Source organism: Pseudomonas sp. 22189 (assembly GCF_052045635.1).
GTDB classification, from domain to species: Bacteria; Pseudomonadota; Gammaproteobacteria; order Pseudomonadales; family Pseudomonadaceae; genus Aquipseudomonas; species Aquipseudomonas parakoreensis.
This window is the reverse complement of sequence record NZ_JBQEPG010000014.1, coordinates 45,021-66,482: the sequence shown is the minus strand read 5'-3', so window position 1 is coordinate 66,482 and position 21,462 is coordinate 45,021. Positions and strand designations below refer to the sequence as shown.

General features: G+C 61.2%; 16 protein-coding genes. All 16 read right to left on the bottom strand.

All coding sequences use genetic code 11. The features are described from left to right. Nucleotides 1–6: 6 nt before the first annotated feature. On the bottom strand, nucleotides 7–1,059 hold the full coding sequence (pseI, locus tag ACTJKS_RS16815) for a pseudaminic acid synthase (RefSeq protein ID WP_108182036.1): 1,053 nt from the start codon (nucleotides 1,057–1,059) through the stop codon (nucleotides 7–9). Further along, on the bottom strand, nucleotides 1,052–2,557 hold the full coding sequence (gene pseG, locus ACTJKS_RS16810) for a UDP-2,4-diacetamido-2,4,6-trideoxy-beta-L-altropyranose hydrolase (protein ID WP_108182035.1): 1,506 nt from the start codon (nucleotides 2,555–2,557) through the stop codon (nucleotides 1,052–1,054). Before pseG ends, pseI begins: the two co-directional genes overlap by 8 nt. Beyond that, on the bottom strand, nucleotides 2,554–3,249 hold the full coding sequence (pseF, locus tag ACTJKS_RS16805) for a pseudaminic acid cytidylyltransferase (protein WP_108182034.1): 696 nt from the start codon (nucleotides 3,247–3,249) through the stop codon (nucleotides 2,554–2,556). The genes pseG and pseF overlap by 4 nt, the downstream gene beginning before the upstream one ends. Next, complete coding sequence (locus ACTJKS_RS16800) at nucleotides 3,246–3,866, bottom strand: pseudaminic acid biosynthesis-associated methylase (protein ID WP_047292509.1); 621 nt, start codon at nucleotides 3,864–3,866, stop codon at nucleotides 3,246–3,248. Before ACTJKS_RS16800 ends, pseF begins: the two co-directional genes overlap by 4 nt. Before the next feature lie 31 nt (nucleotides 3,867–3,897). Then, nucleotides 3,898–5,055 (bottom strand): UDP-4-amino-4,6-dideoxy-N-acetyl-beta-L-altrosamine transaminase, encoded by a 1,158-nt coding sequence (gene pseC / locus ACTJKS_RS16795; RefSeq protein WP_108182033.1) that lies wholly within the window; start codon nucleotides 5,053–5,055, stop codon nucleotides 3,898–3,900. Further along, a complete protein-coding gene (gene pseB / locus ACTJKS_RS16790) occupies nucleotides 5,052–6,053 on the bottom strand; it encodes a UDP-N-acetylglucosamine 4,6-dehydratase (inverting) (protein ID WP_108182032.1) in 1,002 nt (333 codons plus the stop codon). The genes pseC and pseB overlap by 4 nt, the downstream gene beginning before the upstream one ends. Before the next feature lie 30 nt (nucleotides 6,054–6,083). Further along, nucleotides 6,084–8,999 (bottom strand): TIGR00180 family glycosyltransferase, encoded by a 2,916-nt coding sequence (locus tag ACTJKS_RS16785; protein ID WP_108182031.1) that lies wholly within the window; start codon nucleotides 8,997–8,999, stop codon nucleotides 6,084–6,086. A 55-nt stretch (nucleotides 9,000–9,054) separates the two neighbouring features. After that, on the bottom strand, nucleotides 9,055–9,792 hold the full coding sequence (locus ACTJKS_RS16780; protein ID WP_047292500.1) for a cephalosporin hydroxylase family protein: 738 nt from the start codon (nucleotides 9,790–9,792) through the stop codon (nucleotides 9,055–9,057). Nucleotides 9,793–9,809: 17 nt separating this feature from the next. Continuing rightward, nucleotides 9,810–10,880, bottom strand: coding sequence for a class I SAM-dependent methyltransferase (locus tag ACTJKS_RS16775; protein ID WP_108182030.1), 1,071 nt, complete (start codon nucleotides 10,878–10,880; stop codon nucleotides 9,810–9,812). After that, nucleotides 10,877–11,728 (bottom strand): NAD-dependent epimerase/dehydratase family protein, encoded by an 852-nt coding sequence (locus tag ACTJKS_RS16770; protein ID WP_108182029.1) that lies wholly within the window; start codon nucleotides 11,726–11,728, stop codon nucleotides 10,877–10,879. The genes ACTJKS_RS16775 and ACTJKS_RS16770 overlap by 4 nt, the downstream gene beginning before the upstream one ends. After that, nucleotides 11,725–12,951 (bottom strand): class I SAM-dependent methyltransferase, encoded by a 1,227-nt coding sequence (locus ACTJKS_RS16765; protein WP_108182028.1) that lies wholly within the window; start codon nucleotides 12,949–12,951, stop codon nucleotides 11,725–11,727. The genes ACTJKS_RS16770 and ACTJKS_RS16765 overlap by 4 nt, the downstream gene beginning before the upstream one ends. Further along, nucleotides 12,948–13,508 (bottom strand): dTDP-4-dehydrorhamnose 3,5-epimerase family protein, encoded by a 561-nt coding sequence (locus tag ACTJKS_RS16760; protein ID WP_108182027.1) that lies wholly within the window; start codon nucleotides 13,506–13,508, stop codon nucleotides 12,948–12,950. The genes ACTJKS_RS16765 and ACTJKS_RS16760 overlap by 4 nt, the downstream gene beginning before the upstream one ends. After that, nucleotides 13,505–14,587, bottom strand: a complete 1,083-nt coding sequence (rfbG, locus tag ACTJKS_RS16755; protein WP_108182026.1) for a CDP-glucose 4,6-dehydratase — start codon at nucleotides 14,585–14,587, stop codon at nucleotides 13,505–13,507. Before rfbG ends, ACTJKS_RS16760 begins: the two co-directional genes overlap by 4 nt. Next, nucleotides 14,569–15,342 (bottom strand): glucose-1-phosphate cytidylyltransferase, encoded by a 774-nt coding sequence (rfbF, locus tag ACTJKS_RS16750; RefSeq protein ID WP_108182025.1) that lies wholly within the window; start codon nucleotides 15,340–15,342, stop codon nucleotides 14,569–14,571. The genes rfbG and rfbF overlap by 19 nt, the downstream gene beginning before the upstream one ends. Before the next feature lie 255 nt (nucleotides 15,343–15,597). Next, nucleotides 15,598–17,604: a calcium-binding protein gene (locus ACTJKS_RS16745; RefSeq protein ID WP_108182024.1), complete on the bottom strand. Its 2,007-nt coding sequence runs from the start codon at nucleotides 17,602–17,604 to the stop codon at nucleotides 15,598–15,600. 220 nt (nucleotides 17,605–17,824) lie between these two features. Beyond that, the gene (locus tag ACTJKS_RS16740) at nucleotides 17,825–21,418 is read right to left on the bottom strand and encodes a glycosyltransferase (protein WP_108182023.1); all 3,594 of its coding nucleotides are present in this window, start codon (nucleotides 21,416–21,418) and stop codon (nucleotides 17,825–17,827) included. Between the last annotated feature and the right edge of the window lie 44 nt (nucleotides 21,419–21,462).

The window sequence follows — 21,462 nt, the reverse complement described above, 5'->3', positions numbered from 1 at the left end:
ATCGGGTTATTCGACCAACGACCAGTCCAGCGGCGTGCCGCGTTTGATCGCCTGACGAGCGCGGCGACCGAGGACGGCATCGGTGTGCTTGGGCGGCAGACCGAGACCAGGGCGAATGGCGCGCAGATTGTCCCCGGAAAAGGGCTCACCGGCCGCCATGTCGGCAGTGACGTACAGCGAGCGGCGATAGACCAGCGACTTGCGCTCGGCCTCGGTGACGCCGTAATGCACCTGGCCCATGGCTTGCCAGGCGCGTTCGGTTTCGACCACCAGACTGGCCAGCTCCGCAGGCTCCAGCGAGAAACTGGCGTCGACGCCACCTGCCGAACGGTCGAGGGTAAAGTGCTTTTCCACCACCGTTGCCCCGAGTGCCACGGCGGCCACGGACACACCCACGCCCATGGAGTGATCGGACAGCCCGACTTCACAACCGAACAGTTCACGCAGATGCGGGATCGTGCGCACGTTGCTGTTGAGCGGCGTTGCCGGGTAAGTGCTGGTGCACTTGAGCAGCACCAGATCCTTGCATCCCGCCTCGCGGGCGGCGCGCACGGTTTCGTCGAGCTCGGCGATGCTGGCCATGCCGGTGGAGATGATCAGCGGTTTGCCGGTCGCCGCCACACGACGGATCAACGGCAGGTCGGTGTTTTCGAAACTGGCGATCTTGTATGCCGGCACGTCGAGGCTTTCGAGAAAGTCCACCGCCGTGTCATCGAACGGCGTCGAGAACGCGAGCATGCCCAGTTCTTTGGCCCGAGCGAAAATCGGCGCGTGCCACTCCCACGGGGTGTGGGCCTTCTCATACAGGTCGTACAGCGAAGTACCCGCCCACAGGCTATTCGGGTCTTTGATGAAAAACTCGCCCTCGGCCAGATCCAGGGTCATGGTCTGCGCGGTGTACGTCTGCAGCTTCAAGGCATGCGCCCCAGCCTTGGCGGCGGCTTCGACAATCTGCAGCGCCAGCTCCAGCGACTGGTTATGGTTGCCGCTCATCTCGGCAATGATGAACGGCGGCGCATCGGCACCGATCAGACACTCTCCAATCTTGAAACTACTCATCGCGGTGATCCTTCAAAACCTTAGTGAACGCGCAGGCACTCTGGGTGAATCCGGCGTCACGAAACACATTCAAAGACGGACGATTGCCCGGCAGCACCTGAGCGGTAATGGCGGTCATCTGCGGCCAGTGCTCGCGGACGAACACCTCACCTCGCGCCAGCAGCGCCCTGCCCCAGCCCAGACCAAAACGCCCGCGCAGCAGATACAGCGACACTTCAGCCTCGAATCCACGCAAGTCATAACGCAAGACGCCGACCGGGCCGTCATCGGCCTCGGCAATCAACAGCAGACGCTGCGGGTTGCGCAGGCTCGCCGTCAGCCAGTTCAGGTGCTGCGGCCATTCGATTGCAGCCGTGTCCAGTGACCAGCGCCGCACAGCCTCGGCATTGCGCCCGTCGAACAGCAATTGCGCATCATCGAGGGTCGCCGGGCGCAGCGTGAGCACGGCTCCGGCCAGCGCTGCCGCCACGCGCAACGCACCGCGCCCATCGACCAGTTGCCGTGAACGCTCGGCCAGACTCTGGCGCAGATAGACATTGTCGACGACAAAACCGATGGCGTCGCGCAGTTGTTCGACGCTGACCTGCTCGCGAGCACCCATGAACACATGCGCCCCCGCCGCCGCCATCACTTCGCCGTTGGCCTGCTGATTGTTCGATACCGCGATGCAGAGGGTCGGCAGGCCCAGCGCCGCGCGCTCCCAACTGGTGCCGCCACCGGCGCCGATAAACAGATCGGCCGCGGTCATGCGCTGCTGGAAATCGCTGACGAAACTGTGCAGGCGCCAATGCGGCCGTGTTGCGGCCAGTGCCTGCATTTGCGCCCACGCCGGGTTGTCTGCACCGGAGACGAAATCCACTTCCAGTTCGGTGAAGTCCTTCAGCGCCAACATCGCGTGATGGGTCTGCATCGCCGCATCGAAACCACCGAAATTCACCAGCACCCGCCGCGCCTTGGGCTTGATCGCAATGGCCGGGCAGACGAACTCTTCGCGCAACATGGCGTAGCGCGGGCCGAGCAAGGTACGGCAGCCTTCGGGCAGCAGCGGCGCATAGTTTGCGCTGAGACCGGACAGGTTCTGATTGAGCAGCAGATCAACGCTGTAACGGCGAGTGGCGAGATCGTCTACTGCCGCGATCCGAGGTGCCCAACGGCGCGCTGCGGTTTGCCAGTGATGATCGAGGCCGTAGTGGTCGGCGATGATCCAGTCGAATGCGGCGTGACCTGCCAGCAAGGCGTCCAGCGCCTCGATGTCTGCCTGCCACGGCAGCATCGATTCGATGGCTTGCTGCGGGTCTTCGTCGGGGTAGAAGTCCGGCAAGGCGAAGGTCTCGAAACCTTCGGCAGCCAAGGCATCGAGCCGATGCCCGGGCAACCGCCGACAGGCAAACGCGACATGACTGCCTTGCTTGCGCAGCACCCGCGCCAGCGTCAGGCAACGGGCAATGTGGCCACTGCCGATGGTCGGCGAAGCGTCAGCGCGGATCAGCACTCTCATTGCAGTTCTCCGCCGGCCTTGAGCGCGGCGTAGAGGTATTCGGCGCGTTTCCAGTCTTGCAGCGTGTCGATGTCCTGCACCAGATGTCGCGGCAGAATCACCGGCAGACTCACGGACGAATACAACACTTCACCGCGCAACCACGCTTCGCTGCGGCCCCAGTAGAACTGGCCGGCGTCCTGAAAGGCTTCGGGCAGATCCTGCGAGCGGGTTTGGCGGAATTCCGGGTACAACGCGGTCAATGCGCCCTGCCCGTCCAGCGTCAGCGCCCGCTGCACGGGGAAACCAAAGCTGCACACCGAAAAAGCAAACGACTTCTGCGGATGCTGCTGCAACAACTCGAATCCCTCGCGCAGAAATCGCGCCTGCAACAACGGCGCCGTGGCGTACACGCAGCAGGCGTAATCGAAGGCTGGCAGTTGCTGCAAGGCATGTACGATCACCGCAGCGGTGCCGGTGAAATCATCCGCCAGTTCAGCCGGGCGCAGGAACGGCACTTGCGCACCGTGAGCCAGCGCCAGCTCGGCAATTTCCGCGTCATCGGTACTGACCACCACCTGTTCGAACAGGCCACTGTCAAGCGCCGTTCGGATCGAGCGGACAATCATCGGCACGCCGTCGAACGTCAGCAGATTCTTGCGCGGGATGCGCTTGCTGCCACCACGGGCCGGGATGATTGCGACGCTGTTCAAGGACGTTTTTCCAGCAGGAACCAGGTGATGTCGTCCACCGGGAATTGCGGGTCACGGTGATAACCAAAGCCGTAATCGAGCAATTGCAGATCGGCATAACGATCAAGCATTTCCCCGGCGAAATCGCGCTTGAACAGCTTGCCGCTGTTGCCGCGATAGGACACTTCCACCGGCACCGGGTTGTAGTACTCGGCGATCAGGATGTAGCGCTGGCTCAACGCATACAACTGCGCATAGGCAGTCGGCAGCAGCTCCGGCGCCAGATGGATCAGCACGCCTTTGCTCAGGGTCAGGTCGTAACTGCGCTCGCGCGGAAAGTCGAACAGCGAGCCGTGCCAGATCTGCGCGATGCCCAGTGCCCGCGCCTGCGCGCAGGCGCTTTCATTGATCTCGACGCCGAACAATTCACTGTGCGGCAGCAGTTGACGCAGCGCCTGCAGGTTGTTGCCGGCATTGGTGCCCAGCTCAACCACACTGTCGATGCGCCCGGCGCGGCTCAGGGCCTTGGCGAATAACGCCAGGTTGGCCGCGACCAGCGGCTGACCGACGTTACGATCGACGTACTGGTTGCCGAAATCGCCCTGCCAGAATTTTTCCTGCTCACTCAGATCACGCATTGCACAGTCTCATTCGCCGCCGCAGCGGGGTTTATTCGGTCAGCCGGCGCAATTGCTCGACCACATGATCCTGCTGCTCATCACTGAGCAGCGGATACAGCGGCAGGCTGATCGCCTCGGCGTAATAACGCTCGGCTTCGGGGAAGTCGCCTTCGGCAAAACCCAGGTCGCGATAGTACGGCTGCAAATGCACAGGAATATAGTGCAGGTTCACGCCGATACCGGCGGCACGCAAGCCTTCGAACACCTGACGATGGGTCAGGCCGATGCGTTCGGTCTGCAGGCGCACCACGTACAGGTGCCACGCCGATTCCGCCTCCGGCTGCGCGCTGGGCAAGGTCAGTGGCAGGTAGGCCAGCAACCGGTCGTAACGCGCCGCCAGTTCGCGGCGACGGGCGATAAACCCGTCCAGTTTGGCCAGTTGCGACAGACCCAGCGCCGCTTGCAAATCGGTGATCCGGTAATTGAAGCCCAGCTCGATCTGCTGGTAATACCACGGGCCGTGGCTGGGTTCGCTCATCTGCTGCGGATCGCGGGTCATGCCATGGCTGCGCAAGCGTTGCAGGCGCTCCGCCAGTTGCGGGCGATTGGTCAGGACCATGCCGCCTTCGGCACTGGTGATGATCTTCACCGGGTGGAAACTGAACACGGTCATCGCCGCAAACTCCCCGCAACCCACCGGACGCCCGGCGTAGCTGGCGCCCACCGCGTGCGAGGCGTCTTCGATCACCGTGAAGTTGTAGCGCTCGGCCAGTTCGGCAATCTTGCGCAGGTCGCAGCTCTGCCCAGAGAACGCCACCGCCACCAACACTTTCGGCAGTGTGCCGTCCTGCTCGGCCTGATCGAGCTTCGCGGCGAGAGCATAAGCATCGAGGTTCCAGGTCAGCGGATCGATGTCGACGAAATCCACCTCGGCGCCGCAATAGCGCCCGCAGTTGGCTGAGGCCAGAAAAGTGTTCGGCGAGGTCCACAAACGGTCGCCCGGGCCCAGGCCGGCAGCGAGGCAAGCGATGTGCAGCGCCGCCGTGGCGTTGCACACCGCCACGGCGAAGTCGGCCTGGCAGCGTGCAGCCATTGCCTGCTCGAAACGCTCGATGGTCGGGCCCTGAGTCAACCAGTCCGATTGCAAAACCTCGACCACTGCATCGATGTCCGCCTGATCAACGCTCTGCCGACCGTAGGGAATCATGCCGACAACTTCGCGTGCAGCTCGGCGATCTGCCCGACCGTGAGGTAGTGCGGATTGGTGTCGGAGCGGTATTCGAAATCTTCACTCACCGGCCGGCCATGTTCGCCAAGCTTGTCGATGGAGAAATCGACATCGACGCTGGTAAAGCGGATGGAAGGCTGGATGGTGTAGTGATCCTCGAATTCCAGGGTCATCCGCGCATCGTCCAGCGGCACCATCAGTTCATGCAGTTTTTCCCCGGGACGAATACCGACGTTCTTGTGCGGCAGATGCTCGGCCATGCCTCGCGCCAGATCGACGATGCGGATCGACGGGATCTTCGGCACGAACACTTCGCCGCCGTGCATCCGCGCAAAGCTATCGAGGACAAACTGCACGCCGTGATCGAGGGTGATCCAGAAGCGCGTCATACGCTCGTCGGTGATCGGCAGCTCCTGCGCACCGTCGGCAATCAGCTTGCTGAAGAACGGCACCACCGAACCCCGCGAGCCCGCCACGTTGCCGTAGCGCACCACGGCAAAACGCGTTTGTTGTTCGCCGGCAATGTTGTTGGCGGCGACGAACAACTTGTCCGAGAGCAGCTTGGTCGCGCCGTACAGGTTGATCGGGCTGGCGGCCTTGTCGGTGGACAGCGCGACGACTTTCTTCACGCCATTGTCGATGGCGGCGGCGATGATGTTCTCCGCACCATTGACGTTGGTGCGGATGCACTCGGTCGGGTTGTACTCCGCCGCCGGCACCTGCTTGAGCGCCGCCGCGTGCACCACGTAGTCGATGCCGCGCATGGCCTGCCGCAGACGGTCGGCGTCGCGTACGTCACCGAGAAAGTAGCGCATGCACGGCGCGTTGAACGTCTGCTGCATTTCGTACTGCTTGAGCTCATCGCGGGAGAACACCACCACGCGCTTGGGCTGGTATTGCTCAAGCAGACGGGCGATGAATTTGCGCCCGAACGAGCCGGTGCCGCCAGAGATGAAGATCGATTTACCGTTGAACATGTGCTGATTCCTGTTGCTTGTCCGACGGACTCAAGCGAGTAACTGCGACCAGTCCAGCGACGCACTGTCGTTCAGACCATACCCTTTGCCGCTCAGGCTCAGGTTGGCGTTGTACGCCTGATCCTGAGCGAACGCGGCGGCCCATTTTTCCTGTAGCGCGGCCAGTGCCCGGGGTGCCTGGGCAATCGCGCCTTGATGCAGGACCTGCACCGATGGCGTCCATACCGTGAGGTAACCGGCCTGAGCGGCTTTCAGACACAGATCGACATCGTTGAAAGCGTCGCCGAATGTGCTGTCGTCCAGACCACCCAGCGCTTCAAACAGTTCTTTGCGCACCATCAGGCACACGTTCGATACCGCCGAGCAGTTCTGCTCCACCGACAACCGGTACAGATAGCCGTCGGCATCATGTTTCTCACCGACGAACGCCGAACCCACCCCGCCATTCATACCGAGGATCAGCCCGGCCTGGCTGAGTTTGCCGTCGCGATCGACCAGCTTCGGCCCAACCACGCCGATTTCCGGACGCAGGGCATGGTTGAGCAGCGAGTCCAGCCAGTTCGGGTTGACCACTTCCGCGTCGGCCGCGAGCAATACCAGATACTCGCCCTGCGCCTGGCGGCTGGCAGCGTTGAGCAATGCCGGTACGCTCAGCGATTGCTCGGCACGCAGCACCTGGACTTTCGGATGCTGGTAAGTACCCAGCCAGTCGTTGACCTGGGCTGACTGCGTGGCCGTGGTGGCGATCAGGATCTCGTAATGGTAATAACGGGTGCGCAGCTGCACCCCTTCGAGACAGCGTTGCAAGGCTGGCAGGTCATCGCCGGCCGGAATCACGATCGATACCAGGGGACGATCACTGTGGTGGTAATCGATCTGATAAATGCCCGGCACCGCCGAGGTGACCTTGGCCTTGTAACCGCGATTGCCCAGGTGGCGCAACAGCGCCAGACGCTCATGCGCGTTTTCTTCCAGCGACGCGGCTTCGGTGATCAGCAGCGGTTCGTCGAGGTGGGCCAGGCTGTTCAAACCGTGCTCTTCGATGATGCGCAGCAGCACGTCAAATTCCAGCGCCTTGTTGAAATCGGCGCGGTAGCCACCCACCTCGACCAACGTGTCACGGCGCACCAGCCAGTGCCGTGCCATCAGCCCCGGCAGGCTCAAGAGCAGATCGAGGTTGAAGCCGGGACGGAACACATCCACCAGCGCGCCCTTCTCCCCGCGCTGGATCTCGTCGGTGGAAACGGCACGGCAATCGCCCGCGGACATCAACTCCAGACTGGCGCGCAACAAACCACTGGCGGTGAACTCATCGCCCGCCTCAGCCAGCAGCACCCAGTCGCACGGCGACTGACTGGCACTCTGATTGAGTTTGTCGACCAGGTTGGCCGGCGTAACCCGGACAAAGTGCAAAGTGTTCTGCGCCGTGGTAGCCGCCGGTGCTTCGCCGGTGGTGAACACGACAATTCTGAAAGCCTTGCATTGACCTTCAAGCAAACTGTCGAGGCTGACCTGCAACTTGTCGATGTCGTTGTCCAGATCCAGCAGGAAAATGCCGAACTGCGGGCCACCGCCGTTGACCGACAGGTGCTCGGCAATCGATGCCAACTGAGCGCCATCGGCCTGACGCGAATCCAGCCACTTGAGCAGTCGACCCGACTGCGTCTGGTCGAATACCTGATGATGGTCTTCCACCGTCAACGCATCGAGACGAGCATTCCAGTCGCGCATGTTCTGCGCTTCTTCGTCCTCGCCGGCCAGTTCCAGCTGTTGCGCCAGACGCTTGACCACGGTGCGGTTGAACGCATTCAGGTCGTGCGCCTGCCACAAACGATCCAGAACACTTTCCGGGGTATCGTTGTTGCGCGCCTGCAGCAAGTGCGCCTGACGGGTCCACACACCCTCCAGGTCCCGCAGTTGAATGCGCCCGGCGGGCATGGCGTGCAGCATGAATTCGAACTGTTCGAGACGATCGAAAAATGGCTGGTTGTAGAACGGCATCTCGACGTACTGCAAAGGCCCGAACCGCCGGTCAGGCCTCTTGAGCGACTGATTCCAGGTGGACTGGATAATCAGCTCCGCCGTGAGTGCCCTGCCGCTTTGCAGACTGTCAACCATCGCCTCGAAGCTCTGCAGGGCAAACGCCTTCCCCTCTTGCGCATCAAGATCCTTGATGCCGGTGGGCAGTGAGGCAAGGAACTCGGCAAAGGCTTCACGCTCGGCGACCGATTTGGCATCAACATAGGTCAGCGAGTGATACACCTCGGTGCTGTGCTCGGAATTGCCATAGTTGATCTCGCGCACCACATAGGGCATCGGCAGAATCCGCGCCTTGGCACTCGCCAGCAGGAAGTACACGTGGCCGATTTCCTGCCACTGGAAATTGGTCCCCGCCGGCAATGCCGAGTGCCAGGTTTTCATCAGATCAGTACGGGTCACCGCATAAAACGGCGGGATGTACTGACTCATGTAGTCGATAACCCGATCCTGAGCCCGCTCGGACGCATAGTCTTCCTGGACTTTCTTGTCGCGGCGGTAATAGCTCACTCCACCCGACAGCGTCAGGTACATCAGGCAATAGCCGTGGCACATGCCATAGTCCGGATTCGCCTGAAGGAAACCGACGGACTCGGCCAGCGAATCATGCAGGATGAAATCGTCGTCAGCCGCCAGCACCATGTACGGCGTGGTCAGTCGCTCTACACCGTACGCCAGTTTGGCCTGCATACCCCAGTAGGCGAACTGCGGCACGTGATGGTAATCGACGGCGGAAAAATCCCCTTCCGGCCGCTCGGGTGTGGAATCCAGCACCATGATCCGGCAGGGCAAGCTGCTGTAATACTTCACCGCCCGACGCAGGAACGCCGGCCGATTATGAGTAATCAGCACCACGGTCAACAGCTCGTTGAGCGGTAGCGTCAGTTCAGAACTGTACTTGCCTTGCATAACTTCTCTCCACAACCGGCGACTCGCCGAGATAACGCTTTGGTGATGGTGCGAATTAACGAACGCGACGCAGATAGCCGTCCGGCGCCACGGTGATCAGCAGCTTGTTCTGCAACTGCTGGTCGATCTCGAAGTCCTGATTCTCTTCCAGGTACTTCCACACCGCGGTTTTCGGGTTGTCGCCCGGGCCCCATGGGCGATCCGGGAAGAAATCGGCCGGCATGTCTTCAACCACGGTGTCCATCACCACGCAGTAGCTGTCGACCGACACCAGCGGCGCATACAGGCGCAGCTCTTCGAGCACGTGGTCGTGGGTGTGGTTGGAGTCGAGCACCAGAATGACCTTCTTGCCTTTGGCCGCAGCCTGCACCTGAGCGGCGATGGCCGGGTCGATGCTCGAACCTTCGATCATCTTGATGCGCTTGGCCATCGGGTGGCTTTCGATCGCTTCACGGTTGTGCGGGCGGATGTCGAGGTCGATGCCCAGCACTTCGCCGTGACCTTGCAGTTCCAGCAGAGAGGCGTAATAGATGATCGAACCGCCGTGGGCGATGCCGCACTCGATGACCAGATCCGGCTTGACCTGCCAGATGATCTCCTGCATTGCCATCATGTCCTGCGGCAGCTGGATGATCGGGCGGCCCATCCACGAGAAGTGATAGCTGTACTTGTGTTTGGCCGATTCGTTGAAGAAATCACGGGCCAGGCCAGTCAGTTTCTGGTCGTCACCCTGCTGGGCGATCTGTTCCCGGCACTCGGCTTCGAAGGCTTTGTTGATGCTGTTGTCGGTCATTTTCAAAATCTCAAGGGTCACTGGAACGAAGCGCTGTCAACGGCGTGATAGACGTAACGTCCACCGGTCATCCGCTTGATTTCTTCGAGGTAATTGGAGTTCATCACAAACAGGTTGGCGCCTTCGGGCAAGGCATCCATGGCCTCTTGCGGCGAGGACACCCGCGCGCCGCTCAGTGGCAGATAACGTCCCTGCTTGGCGGGGTTGATATCCACCACGCGATCCACCGCGACACCCGCGCGCTGCAGGAACAGCGAATAGATCACGCCTTTGGACGACGCGCCCCAGATCGCCGAACCCTGTTCAGGTGCGGACTGGATGATCTGCACTGCACGCTCAAGGCTCGCCGTGAAACCGTCCGGCAGCGTCAGGCGTGGCACCGGTTGATCCGGGGTCAGGCGCAACGTCGACAGGTCGGCGACGATGTACAGGTACTGGCCGCCAAACAGGTGGCCGGCCTCGTGCACGGTGCCGAACATCCGGCGCAGGTCATCGAGGCGGAAATAATTGACGTGCTCGTAGAACAAGTCGAACCAGGCCTTGTGCTCGAGAATCCAGTCGAAGCACGGCACTTCGATGTAGATCTGCCCGCCCTGATTGGCTTCGGCGATCACCGCCAGAAAGCTGACCGGGTCTTCGATGTGTTCCAGCACATGGCGCAGGACAATGGCGTCAGCTGCCAGGCCTAGACCTCGGGTGAACGGCGCCTTGATCACGTCGGCGTTTTCGCCTTCGTAGGCCGGATCGATCCCGGTGATCGAATAACCGAGGCCCTTGAGCAACTCAAGAAAGTAGCCCTTGCCGCAGCCGACCTCGATCAGCTCCTGGCCCTTGAAGTGTTTGGCGATGATGCCTTCGACGTCGCTCAGGTGCTTCTGGAACTGGCCCGAATGGGCCTGTTCGTTCTGATAGTCGGCGTCATAGCTGAGCTTGTCGGCATCGAACGCGGCGTTGAAGATCAGGCCGCTGCGCTCATCCTGCACCAGCAGCATGTCGGCGCTGGCCGACGCCTTTGCCGATTCAGGGTCGGCAAAGGTGCGGTTCTGCAACACCGGCAGGTCGGTGACCCGATACAACTCGTGCCTCATTGCGGTTCTCCCAGTAGCTGTTGCAAACGCTCGGTCACGGCCCAGAACGCCATCGGTTCATGGGTCGGATAGGGGTAATGGCCGAGGTTCAGATTCAGTGCCGCACCGCGCTCGCGCAGACGTTGTTCAACCAGTGCGCGCACCGATACCGGCTGGCCGCTGGCGCAATTGATCACGCCGTTGAAATCGCGCTGATGGACGATCGCGGCGAGGTAATCGGCGGCGCTGGCGATCGGCAAAAAGTCCCGCAGCTGCTCGCCGCCAGACATGTTGAATGACGCATCGCCGCTATCGATCGCCCGGTCCAGCGCCGCCAGCAGACTGTTGGGGTTCTGCCCTTCGCCATGCAGGTAGAACAGGCGCGCCCACTGCAAGGTGAACGGTTTTTCCTGCTGCAGATTTTGCAAAAACAGCTGCAGCGTGTGTTTGGCCAGACCATAAGGATTGCTCGGCTGCGGCTCGACACTTTCGCTGAGCGGGCCGCTTTGCATGCCGTACTCGAAGCAGGTGCCGGTTACCAGGACTTGCGGTACGCCCGCCTCGACCGCGCCTTTGATAAAGCGGTAGTCGGCCATCAGGTTGTGCTCGAAATGGAACAGCGCCCGATAGTTCGGCAACCCCGGCCAGGCCAAGTGCGCCAGCACGTCGATACCGTCGGTGAGCGCCGCAATGTCGAGATCCGACGCGTGAATATCCGCCGCGACGAATTCGACGTCGTTGATCCACTGCATGCTCGCCGCGGTCTCGACATTACGCGCCACCGCCCGTACCGCGCAGCCGCGCGCCAGCAACGCCGCGACCAGATGCCGACCGACGAAGCCCGTGGCCCCGGTGACCAGGACTTTCACAGGACTTTCATCTCAGGCACGGCGATCACGAAGCGCCCGTCCCACTGACGCACTTGCCCCAGTTGCTGACTGACTTCGTGCAGCAGGTTCCACGGCAACACCAGCACGTAGTCCGGTTGTTCGATGTCGATCTGCGCCGGCGCGACAATCGGAATACGACTGCCCGGCAAAAACTTGCCCTGCTTGTGCGGGTTGGCATCGGCCACCCACGCCAGCAGATCCGGTTTGATCCCGGCGTAGTTGAGCAAGGTGTTGCCCTTGGCCGCCGCGCCGTAACCGACCACACGCTTGCCCTCGACCTTGGCCTGCAACAGGAAGCGCAGCAGTTCATGCTTGATGCGTTCGGCAGCCGGCGCGAGGGTCGCGTAGTACTCAGGGGTTTTCACCCCGGCAGCGAGCTCAGCCTGCAACTGTTGCTGCACCGCTGGCTGCACCGCACGACGCTCACCGTCCTGGCGCTGCACGAACACCCGCAGCGAACCGCCATGGGTGCTCAACTGACTGACGTCGAACACTTCCAGACCATTGCGCTCGCACAAAGTCTGCACGGCGGTCAGCGACAGGTACGAATAGTGTTCGTGGTACAGCGTGTCGAACTGCGCGCCGGCCATCAGCGTCAGCAGTTGCGGAAATTCGAAGGTAGCGACGCCGGTCGGCTTGAGCAGCGTGGCGAAACCACCGAGGAAATCATTGATGTCCGGCACATGCGCGAGCACATTGTTGGCGGCCATCAGGTCGGCGCCCCAACCTTCGCTGTGCAGTTGCGCAGCGCTGTCGCAACCGAAGAACACTTCACGAATCTCTAGGCCCTTTTCCCGCGCCGCTTGCGCGGTGCTGCGGGTCGGCTCGACACCCAGACACGGAATGCCGCGAGCGGCGACGTACTGCAGCAGGTAACCGTCGTTGGCTGCGACTTCGACCACACGGCTGTCGGCGCTCAGGTCAAAGCGCTCGACCATCTCGGCGACATAGCGCTCGGCGTGGGCCAGCCAGGTGCTGGAGAACGAACTGAAATAGGCGTACTCGGCGTCGAACAGGCTGTCGGCGCGGGTGTAATCCTCGGTCTGCACCAGCCAGCATTGCTGGCACACGGCGACCTTGAGCGGCACCCATTGCTCGGCCTGTTCCAGGCGCTCGGCGTGCACGTAGGCGTTGGACGGTGGCGAGGTGCCGAGGTCGATCAGCGGCAGGCTCAGCGGTGCGGCGCACCCACGGCAGTTCATAGACGCACTCCGGCAAAGTGTTGATCGAGCGCGGGATGGCTAGAATCCCGCGCTGACAAATTATTGACAGGCAACGGCCAGGCAATCGCCAGCCGTGGATCGTTCACCGACAAGCCGCCCTCGTGCTCCGGCGCATAGTCGGCGCTGTGCAGGTAAAGCAGTTCGGCGTCTTCGGTCAGGGTCTGAAAACCGTGAGCAAACCCGGCCGGAATCAACAGGCTGCGACCGTCGCCAGCCTTGAGGTGCTCGGCGTGCCAGTGCAGAAAGGTCTCGGAATCCGGACGCAGATCCACCGCCACGTCCCACACTTCACCGCGCAGGCAGGTGATCAGCTTGGCTTCCGGAGCGTTGGCGTTCTGGTAATGCAGACCGCGCACGCTGCCCTTTTCACGGGTGCAGGAATGGTTGATCTGGCGGATATGAAATTCGCGGCCGAACGCGCTCAGGCTGCCCTCGCAGAACAGCCTAGCGAAGTGCCCGCGCTGATCTTCGAAGCGCTTGTGCTGGACGTTGAACAGCCCCGCCAGCGGCAGCTGTTTCAAGGAAAACTCGCTCACAGCGCGCCTCGGTACAGGTTCAGTTGGCCGAGAGTGACGTTGCGCATGTCATCGCCGTTCTGCCACGCCAGATGCCAGTCGAGGGTCTGGGTCAGGCATTGCTGCAAGGTCCAGCGTGGCTGCCAGCCCAGCACCTGACGGGCGCGACTGCTGTCCAGACGCAACAGACCGGCCTCGTGCAGTTCGCTTTTTTCGATGCGCAAACCGCGTGCCTGTGGCCAGCGGTTGGCAAGCAGTTCGACCACTTCGCCGACGCTGCACATGTCGGCCTCGCCAGGGCCGAAGTTCCACGCCCCGGCGTATTCCGGGCCTTGCTCGTAGAGGCCGGCAGCCAGTTGCAGGTAACCGGCCAGCGGTTCCAGCGCGTGCTGCCACGGGCGCACGGCTTGCGGGTAACGCAGGGTCACCGGCTCGTCTGCGGTCCAGGCCTTGAGCACGTCGGGAATCAGCCGTTCAGGGGCAAAATCGCCGCCACCCAGGACGTTGCCGGCGCGCGCGGTGGCCAGGGCCAGACCGTGTTCAGCGTACTTGTCGGCCGGGAAAAACGACGCGGCGTAAGACTGTGCCAACAGTTCACAGCAAGCCTTGCTGCTGCTGTAAGGATCGTGACCGCCGAGGGCTTCGTCTTCGCGGTACGGCCACAGCCATTCCTTGTTGGCGTAGACCTTGTCGGTGGTCACCAGCACGCAGGCGCGCACGCAACCGACTTGGCGGATCGCTTCGAGCAGGTTCAGCGTGCCCATGACGTTGCTGGAATAAGTACCCAGCGGGTCGCGATAACCTTCACGCACCAGTGGCTGCGCAGCCAGATGCAAGACGATCTCCGGCTCGGTGTCGGCGATGATCTCCAGCAACGCGCCGAGATCACGCAGATCGCCACGTTGATCGTTGATCCCTTCGTGAACCCGCGCCAGTTCATACAGGCTCGGTTCGGTCGACGGATCCAGCGAAAAACCGCTGACGTGCGCGCCGAGGCTTTGCAGCCACAGGGTCAGCCAGCTGCCTTTGAAACCGGTGTGGCCGGTAATCAGTACGCGTTTGCCGCGCCAGAAATCCGCACTCAGGCCCATTGCTTCCATGGGGCCTCCCCGCTCTGCCACAGCGCTTCGAGGTGGTTCTTGTCGCGCAGGGTGTCCATCGGATGCCAGAAGCCTTCGTGTTCGAAGGCGTTCAACTGTTCTTCCTGAGCCAGACGCGCCAGCGGCTCGGCTTCCCAAGTGGTTTCATCGCCAGCGATATAGGACAGGACTTTGGGTGACAGCACGAAGAAGCCGCCGTTGATCCAGCCACCGTCGCCGCGCGGTTTCTCGGTGAAACCCAGCACCTGATCGCCTTGCCGCTCGAGGGCGCCGTAACGTCCCGGCGGCTGCACCGCGGTGACGGTGGCCAGGCGACCGTGGGCTTTGTGGTAATCGACGAGTTGAGCAATGTTGATGTCGGAAACGCCGTCGCCGTAGGTGAAGCAGAACGCCTCTTCATCCTTGAGGTAACGCCCGGCACGCAGCAGACGGCCACCGGTCATGGTTTCCTCGCCGGTGTCGATCAGGGTGACGCTCCACGGCTCGCTGTAGTTCTGGTGCACGTCCATGCGGTTATTGCGCATGTCGAACGTGACGTCGGAGGTGTGCAGGAAGTAGTTGGCGAAGAAGTCCTTGATCGCGTAGCCCTTGTAGCCCAGGCAAATCACGAAGTCGTGGATTCCGTGAGCGGAATACTGCTTCATGATGTGCCAGAGAATTGGCTTGCCGCCGATCTCGATCATGGGCTTGGGCTTGAGGTGCGACTCTTCACTGATGCGCGTGCCGAGGCCACCCGCCAAAATAACTGCCTTCATCGTCTCCCCTCTCGTTCGTCACCGGGCTGCGCATGGCTTGGTTGAGCGATGCGGGCCGTCTGGCTAACCCTTTTGCCGCCTGCGGCGCCGCTGCGATGACCGCGAGCGCTCGTTTTATGGCGATTTGAGGGGGACTTGCAGGAAACGCGCCAGCTCCGCGAGCGCTGCGTCGGCGGGAGTTCAAGGCATGAAAAAGGGATGAGTCCGTTGCCGGAATCATCCCCTTCATCAAGCCACTTCAATGAATCGGACGGATCAGCCAAACATCGCGAATCCATCGATCGTGGCCGGCAGGTCGTAGGACTGGCCGTCAGCGGTCTGCAGATGTTCGATGTTGTTGTACCCGGCGTACCAGCCTTGCAGCTTCACGCCGTTGTCGGGAACGCCGGCGCTGCCGTCGTTGGCACCATGCAGATAGGCGTCGTCACCGATGCGGGTGACGTTCAACTGGCTGATATTGGCGATGCTGTTCAGGATCAGGGTGTCATTGATATCCCAGCCCTCGTCCTGAATCGATACCAACCCAGTGGTGTTCACGATATAGGTATCGTCACCCATACCGCCCAATGCGATGCCGCCAGTGCCCGACTGCCCCGTGAGATTGAGGTTCAGCACGTCGTTGCCACTGCCACCTGACAACAGATAACTGTTGCCGGTGCCGGTGAGCACGTCAAAACCGTCATCACCAAAGGCACTGCCGTTGTGGACCGTGATGGTGTCACTGCCTTGTCCACCCTCCGCCACAGTGCCCAGGTCATTCGCAGCACTAACGATGACGTCATCGCCGTTGCCGCCGAACAATTTGTCAGCCTGCGCCGCGTCGCCGTCGAGACCGGACTTCAGCCCGCCATAGAGATGATCGTTGCCATCGTTGCCGTTCAGGGTATCGTCACCACTGCTGCCTTCCAGAATCGTATCTTCCCTGTTGGCACCCAGCTCATCGTTAAAATGGCTGCCACGCAAGCCTTCGACATCGTAATGCGTGTCACCGTCAGCCGTGCCGTTCTGGCCGATTCTCCACAGCGTGGCCAGCACACCCGTGTCGCTGTCCTCATAGCTGACGATGTCCGTTCCCGCGCCGCCCACGAAGACATCCCGTCCGGCGCCACCGTAGAACAGGTCATCGCCGCTGCCGCCGAAGATGTAGTTGTCGGAATCGTTGCCATAACCGGTGAAATCGGCTGTACCGGTGTAGGTCATTTGCTCGATGAACGGATCCATCTTCATGACCGACAGGCTGGTGTACAGCTCGTCAAACCCCATGCCTGAGTCTGTCTCGACGATGGTCACACCCTCGCTGTTGATCGTGTAGACGTCGCTGCCCCAGCCACCTTCGAAGGTCACGCCGCCCGAGTTGGCAGTGAAGTGATCGTCCAGGTTAGTCCCGATAACCTTTTCCACATTGATCAAGGTGTCGCCCTCGGCGTAGTCGCCGGAACCGAAGCCCTTGCCATCACGAAACTCGATGCTGACCGCGTCGTTGGAACGGCTGTAATCGACGGCGTCAAAGCCATCGGCACCGTCCATGACCATTGCGCTTGCGCCGGCGAAGATCACATCGTTGAAATTCGAACCCTGCACGGCCTCGATGCTCGAGTAGGTATCGCCGAATGCAATACCAGTGGCGCCCCAAATGCTCGAGAGCTCGATACTGACGCCTTCAAGGCTGTCGGTGTAGCTGACGGTATCGAATCCTTCACCGCCAATGAACTGATCGCCGCCGTCGCCACCCCACAGCCAGTCATTACCGGCGCCGGCAATGATCACGTTGTGCTCGGCATTGCCGTAGCCCTTGAAGTCGCCGGTTCCGGTGAAGGTCATTTTGTCGAGGAACGGGTCCATCTTCTGGATGTTAACGCTGGTGCGCAACTCGTCGTAGCCGCCGCGCTCGTCTTCGATGATCGTCACGCCCTCACTGCCGATGACGTAAACGTCATCCCCGCCACTGCCTTCCAGCGTGACGCCGGAAACCGAACTGGCAAGGGTGTCATCGAGGAAGCTGCCGACCACTTTTTCGATGGCAACCAGCGTGTCAATGGAACCATCTGCCTTCGTGACGCTGGCAAGCCCTTGGCGGATATCGACGCTGACGCCCGAAGACATGATTCGATAATCCACAAAATCAAAACCCTCGCCACCATCCAGCAGATCGGCTCCGGCAGTCCCCCAGATCTGATCATCCGATTCCAGTCCGAAGAGCTCGTCGTTGCCTTCACTGCCGCTCATGACATCGGCTTCACTCGTCCCATAAATCACTGCCATTTGCTTCTTCCTTGCATTGTTGTTGAATCCGGAAACCTGCCTCCCGGTAACAAGCCGATCACGCCAGCAGCAACCGTCCGAGGTCAGCGAATAGAGAAGTATCGACAGGAAAAGCGCTATGCTTGAGGCTCTGCGGTAAAAAAGTGTCGATACTGATACAAACAGGATATTTAAGACGCAAAAAAGGCGACTCGAAAGTCGCCTTTTTCAGCAGTGCCGGTCAATCCGCCAGCCAGCCGTTTTCCCAATAGCGCAGGTTGTCGCCCCGCAGTACGTAGTCGCGCAATACGATTTCTCGCAGTTCATCGCCCATGCGATAGCTCGCATCGGGATCGGCCAGGTGCATGCGGATCGCCTGCAGCCATTCATCGGTGCTGTTGGTCTTGACCCGGGTGCACGGCAGGTAGCCGCGATAGGCCTCGGTATCGGTGCAGATCACCGGGTAACCGCAGGCGCCGTACTCCAGCAGACGCAGGTTGCTCTTGCAGTCGTTGAAGATGTGGAATTCCAGTGGTGCCAGCGCCAGATCGAGATTCAGGCTTGCCAGTTTGGCCGGGTACACTTCCAACGGGATTACCCCGTGGAATTCATGCATGTACGGACGCAGATCATCCGGGCACATGCCGAAGAACACCCAGTCGACTTCATTGGCCAGCTCACGCACGACATCGGCAATCACCGCCAGGTCGCCGTGGTGACTGGTGCCACCGCCCCAGCCGACCCGTGGTTTTTTCGAAGTGCGGCGCTGGCTGCGCAAGTCAGTCCACAAGTTGCGCGCGAGCATGTTGGGGACGACGCGAATGTCGTGGTGCATGTCCGACAATGCATTGGCCAGTGGCTGGGTCGATACCACCACCCGATCACACAGACTGATCGCACTGCGTACCATCCGCTCCATTTCCTGTTTATTGGGCATGTTGCGAATATGCGCATTGCGATGAGGAACGTCGATCACATAATCATCGAGTTCAAAAATGCGCCGGGCATGGCAGAACTTCTTCAGCGGCGGAATTTCATCGATGGCACTTTGCGAATAACGCCCTTGCAGAACAATCACGTCCGGGGACTGACGCTCGATATCAATGATCGACGGCAGGCCATAGCAAATCCGCCCTTCAGCGCGGTTGGCCGCTTCCAGTTCAATCAGCGGCTGGCTCATGCGGTAGTGACCGATGGCCGAGGCGTTGATCGGCACGGCAAGCACGTTCGGCAACTGCGCCCGGGAAAATGCACTCCAGCCGGTACGCAGGCCCGGTTCCAGGCTGAAGCTCGTCGCACCGACACCCTGCAACGACAAATTGACGTTGAAGGCCGGATCACGGGCAATGCGCGGCAACCAGCGCTGGTAGAAGGTTTCCTGCTCCTGAAGCTGCAATTGCTCCTCTTCTGCCGTCGCCTGAACACTGGGGCGTGCGCCCAGTGCCAGCAAGGCATAAGGGGTCCACACCACCAGGTATCCTTCCTGACCGATCCTCAGGCACAGATCCACAACATTCAGCGCCTGTTTCAGCGCTTGCTCATCGAGACCGGCGACAGATTCATAAACCGCCTTGCGCACCATCAGGCAATCGCCACCGACAGCACTCAGGTCATGGACCGCTTGCAGCCGGAACATGTAACCATCCGACTGCAACGACTGACCATAGAACGGCAAACCCACTGCGCCTTGCAGACCAAGAATCAGACCCGCGTGCAGCACGCACCCATCAGGATTGAACAGCTTGGCGCCGACCACGCCGACTTCCGGACGCTGCGCATGATTGAGCAGTTCGTCGAGCCAGTCGGCCTGGGTGATTACCGCAAACGAATTGAGCAGCAGCACGTATTCACCACGCGCCTGCCCTACCGCAAAATTATGCAGCGCCGCTGCGTTGCCCTGCTGCGGGTAGTTCAGGACACGAATCCGCTCGCCGCCCAGCTCTGCCATACCGTCCAGCCAGGCCCGCGCTTCGGTGCTTTCGCTGCCGTTGTCGACCAGCAACAACTCGTACTCGGAGTAAGCGGTCTTCTCCAACAGCGTCTCGACGCAGCGCTGCAAGGCAGCCGTCTGGTCCTTGGTCACAATAATGATCGACACCAGCGGACGCCGGGCATGGCGATAGTCGACACGATTGAGCAACCCGGAACTGCCACGGCGGATTTCGTGGGCAATGCCCAGGCGCTGCAGATGGGCCTCGAGTACACGCGGATTCTGCTCGATGACCGCCGGAGCGGCGAGCCAGGCGGACAGATCGAAGGGCGATTGCACCAGAACTTCGGCGACATGCCCGACCACCTGCGTACCATCACTCTCGACCATGCGCCACAGCACGTCGTGGGGGGCCAGTTCGGCGAACGTCGCCGCGAATCCGCCCAGCGCCAGAAAGCGTTCGCGCTTGAACGCCAGCGCGCGCCCGACGTACGGGTAACTGCGCAGCAGGTCGAGGTTGAAATCCGGTTTGAACGCAGGCTCCGCCGATTCGCCGTTGCGCAGGCTGCCTTCATCGCTGTACAGACACGTCAGCGCCGCAGAATGGGCGATGCGCTCGGCCATGATCAACAACGCCGACACCACCGGACGATCGCCGGCCTGCAGCAGGTAGAACCAGTCGGCCCCTTCCAGTTGCGGTAACAATGCATTGATCTGCTCCAGTCCGTCGTCCTGCAACGGCATGCGGAACACCCAACCATCGAGCTCGGCCTCGGAACAGGCAGCGGACAGCACCAGAATCAGTTCCGGCAGATAATCCTGTGCGGCAAGCGCCTCCAGCGTGCGCTCGACGCCGTCGCGACTGCCGTCGCGATCGATGACGATCGGGACGATGCGCGGCTGATGCGACCAGCCAGCCAGGGTCTCCGGCAGCAACTTGCGCTGCCCCTCGGTGAGCACCCGGCACTCCAGCCATTGCGCGTAAAGCTCGGCAAAACTCCAACTGTCGATGCCGACACACCACTCCTGCCGACTCTGCTTGGTACCCAGGGTGCGGCTCAGAGGCAGCTCTTCCCAGACCCGGGGTGTCTCATCAGCCTTGGTCAGCGGGATGTAGCGAACCCAACCCGGCGCAGGCGCAGATTCGCCGCTGCGCGCCTTGAGCATTTGCAGAATCCACTCGCGCTCGACTTCAACCGCATCCTTCATCGACTGCTGGGCGCTCAGGCGCTCCGGGTACAGACGCTCGGCACTCAGCACATTGTTGGACACCGCCACATTGCCGCGCCGCATCAGACAGACGAACAGCGCGAAATCCAGGGTTGCCACAAAACAGTGGCCTTCCTGAGTCAACGCCGGCAGCAACTCGACAAGATCTTCCCGGCGGAACAGCGCATTGGTGAACCCACCCAGCACATTGACCGGAAATTTTTCAAAGATACCCAGCAGGTCGTCACCCTTGAACAAGCCACTGAGCGGAGACAGCGAAGTGTTTTCCAGACGTGCCGGAAGAATGATGTCGTCAGCGTCCCAGAACAGGCGCTGAGCCAGCACCAGCCGGACTTCCTCACGCACCATTTCCTGCGCTTGCTGTTCAACACAGGCGGCATAGAGATGGTCGTCGTCGCACAGAAATTTGACCAATTGGCCCTGCGCCTGTTCCAGGCAGGCCTGGAGATTGCCGACCATGCCCAGGGTGCGCGGATTGCGCACGTAACGCACGGCGACGCCGGACTGCTCGACTACCGCCGCAACGATGGCTTCAATCTCGCTGCCGCGACTGTCGTCGCAAACGATGATTTCGAGTTGGCCATAAGTCTGGCTCACCGCACTGTTCAACGTCCGCTCGAAGAAGCGCGGATTGAAGGCGGGAATGACCAGACTGACGAGAGGAAGTGAATTCACGGCGGGCTCACAGGCGGTACGAGCCCGCTCGGTAAAGCGAGCCC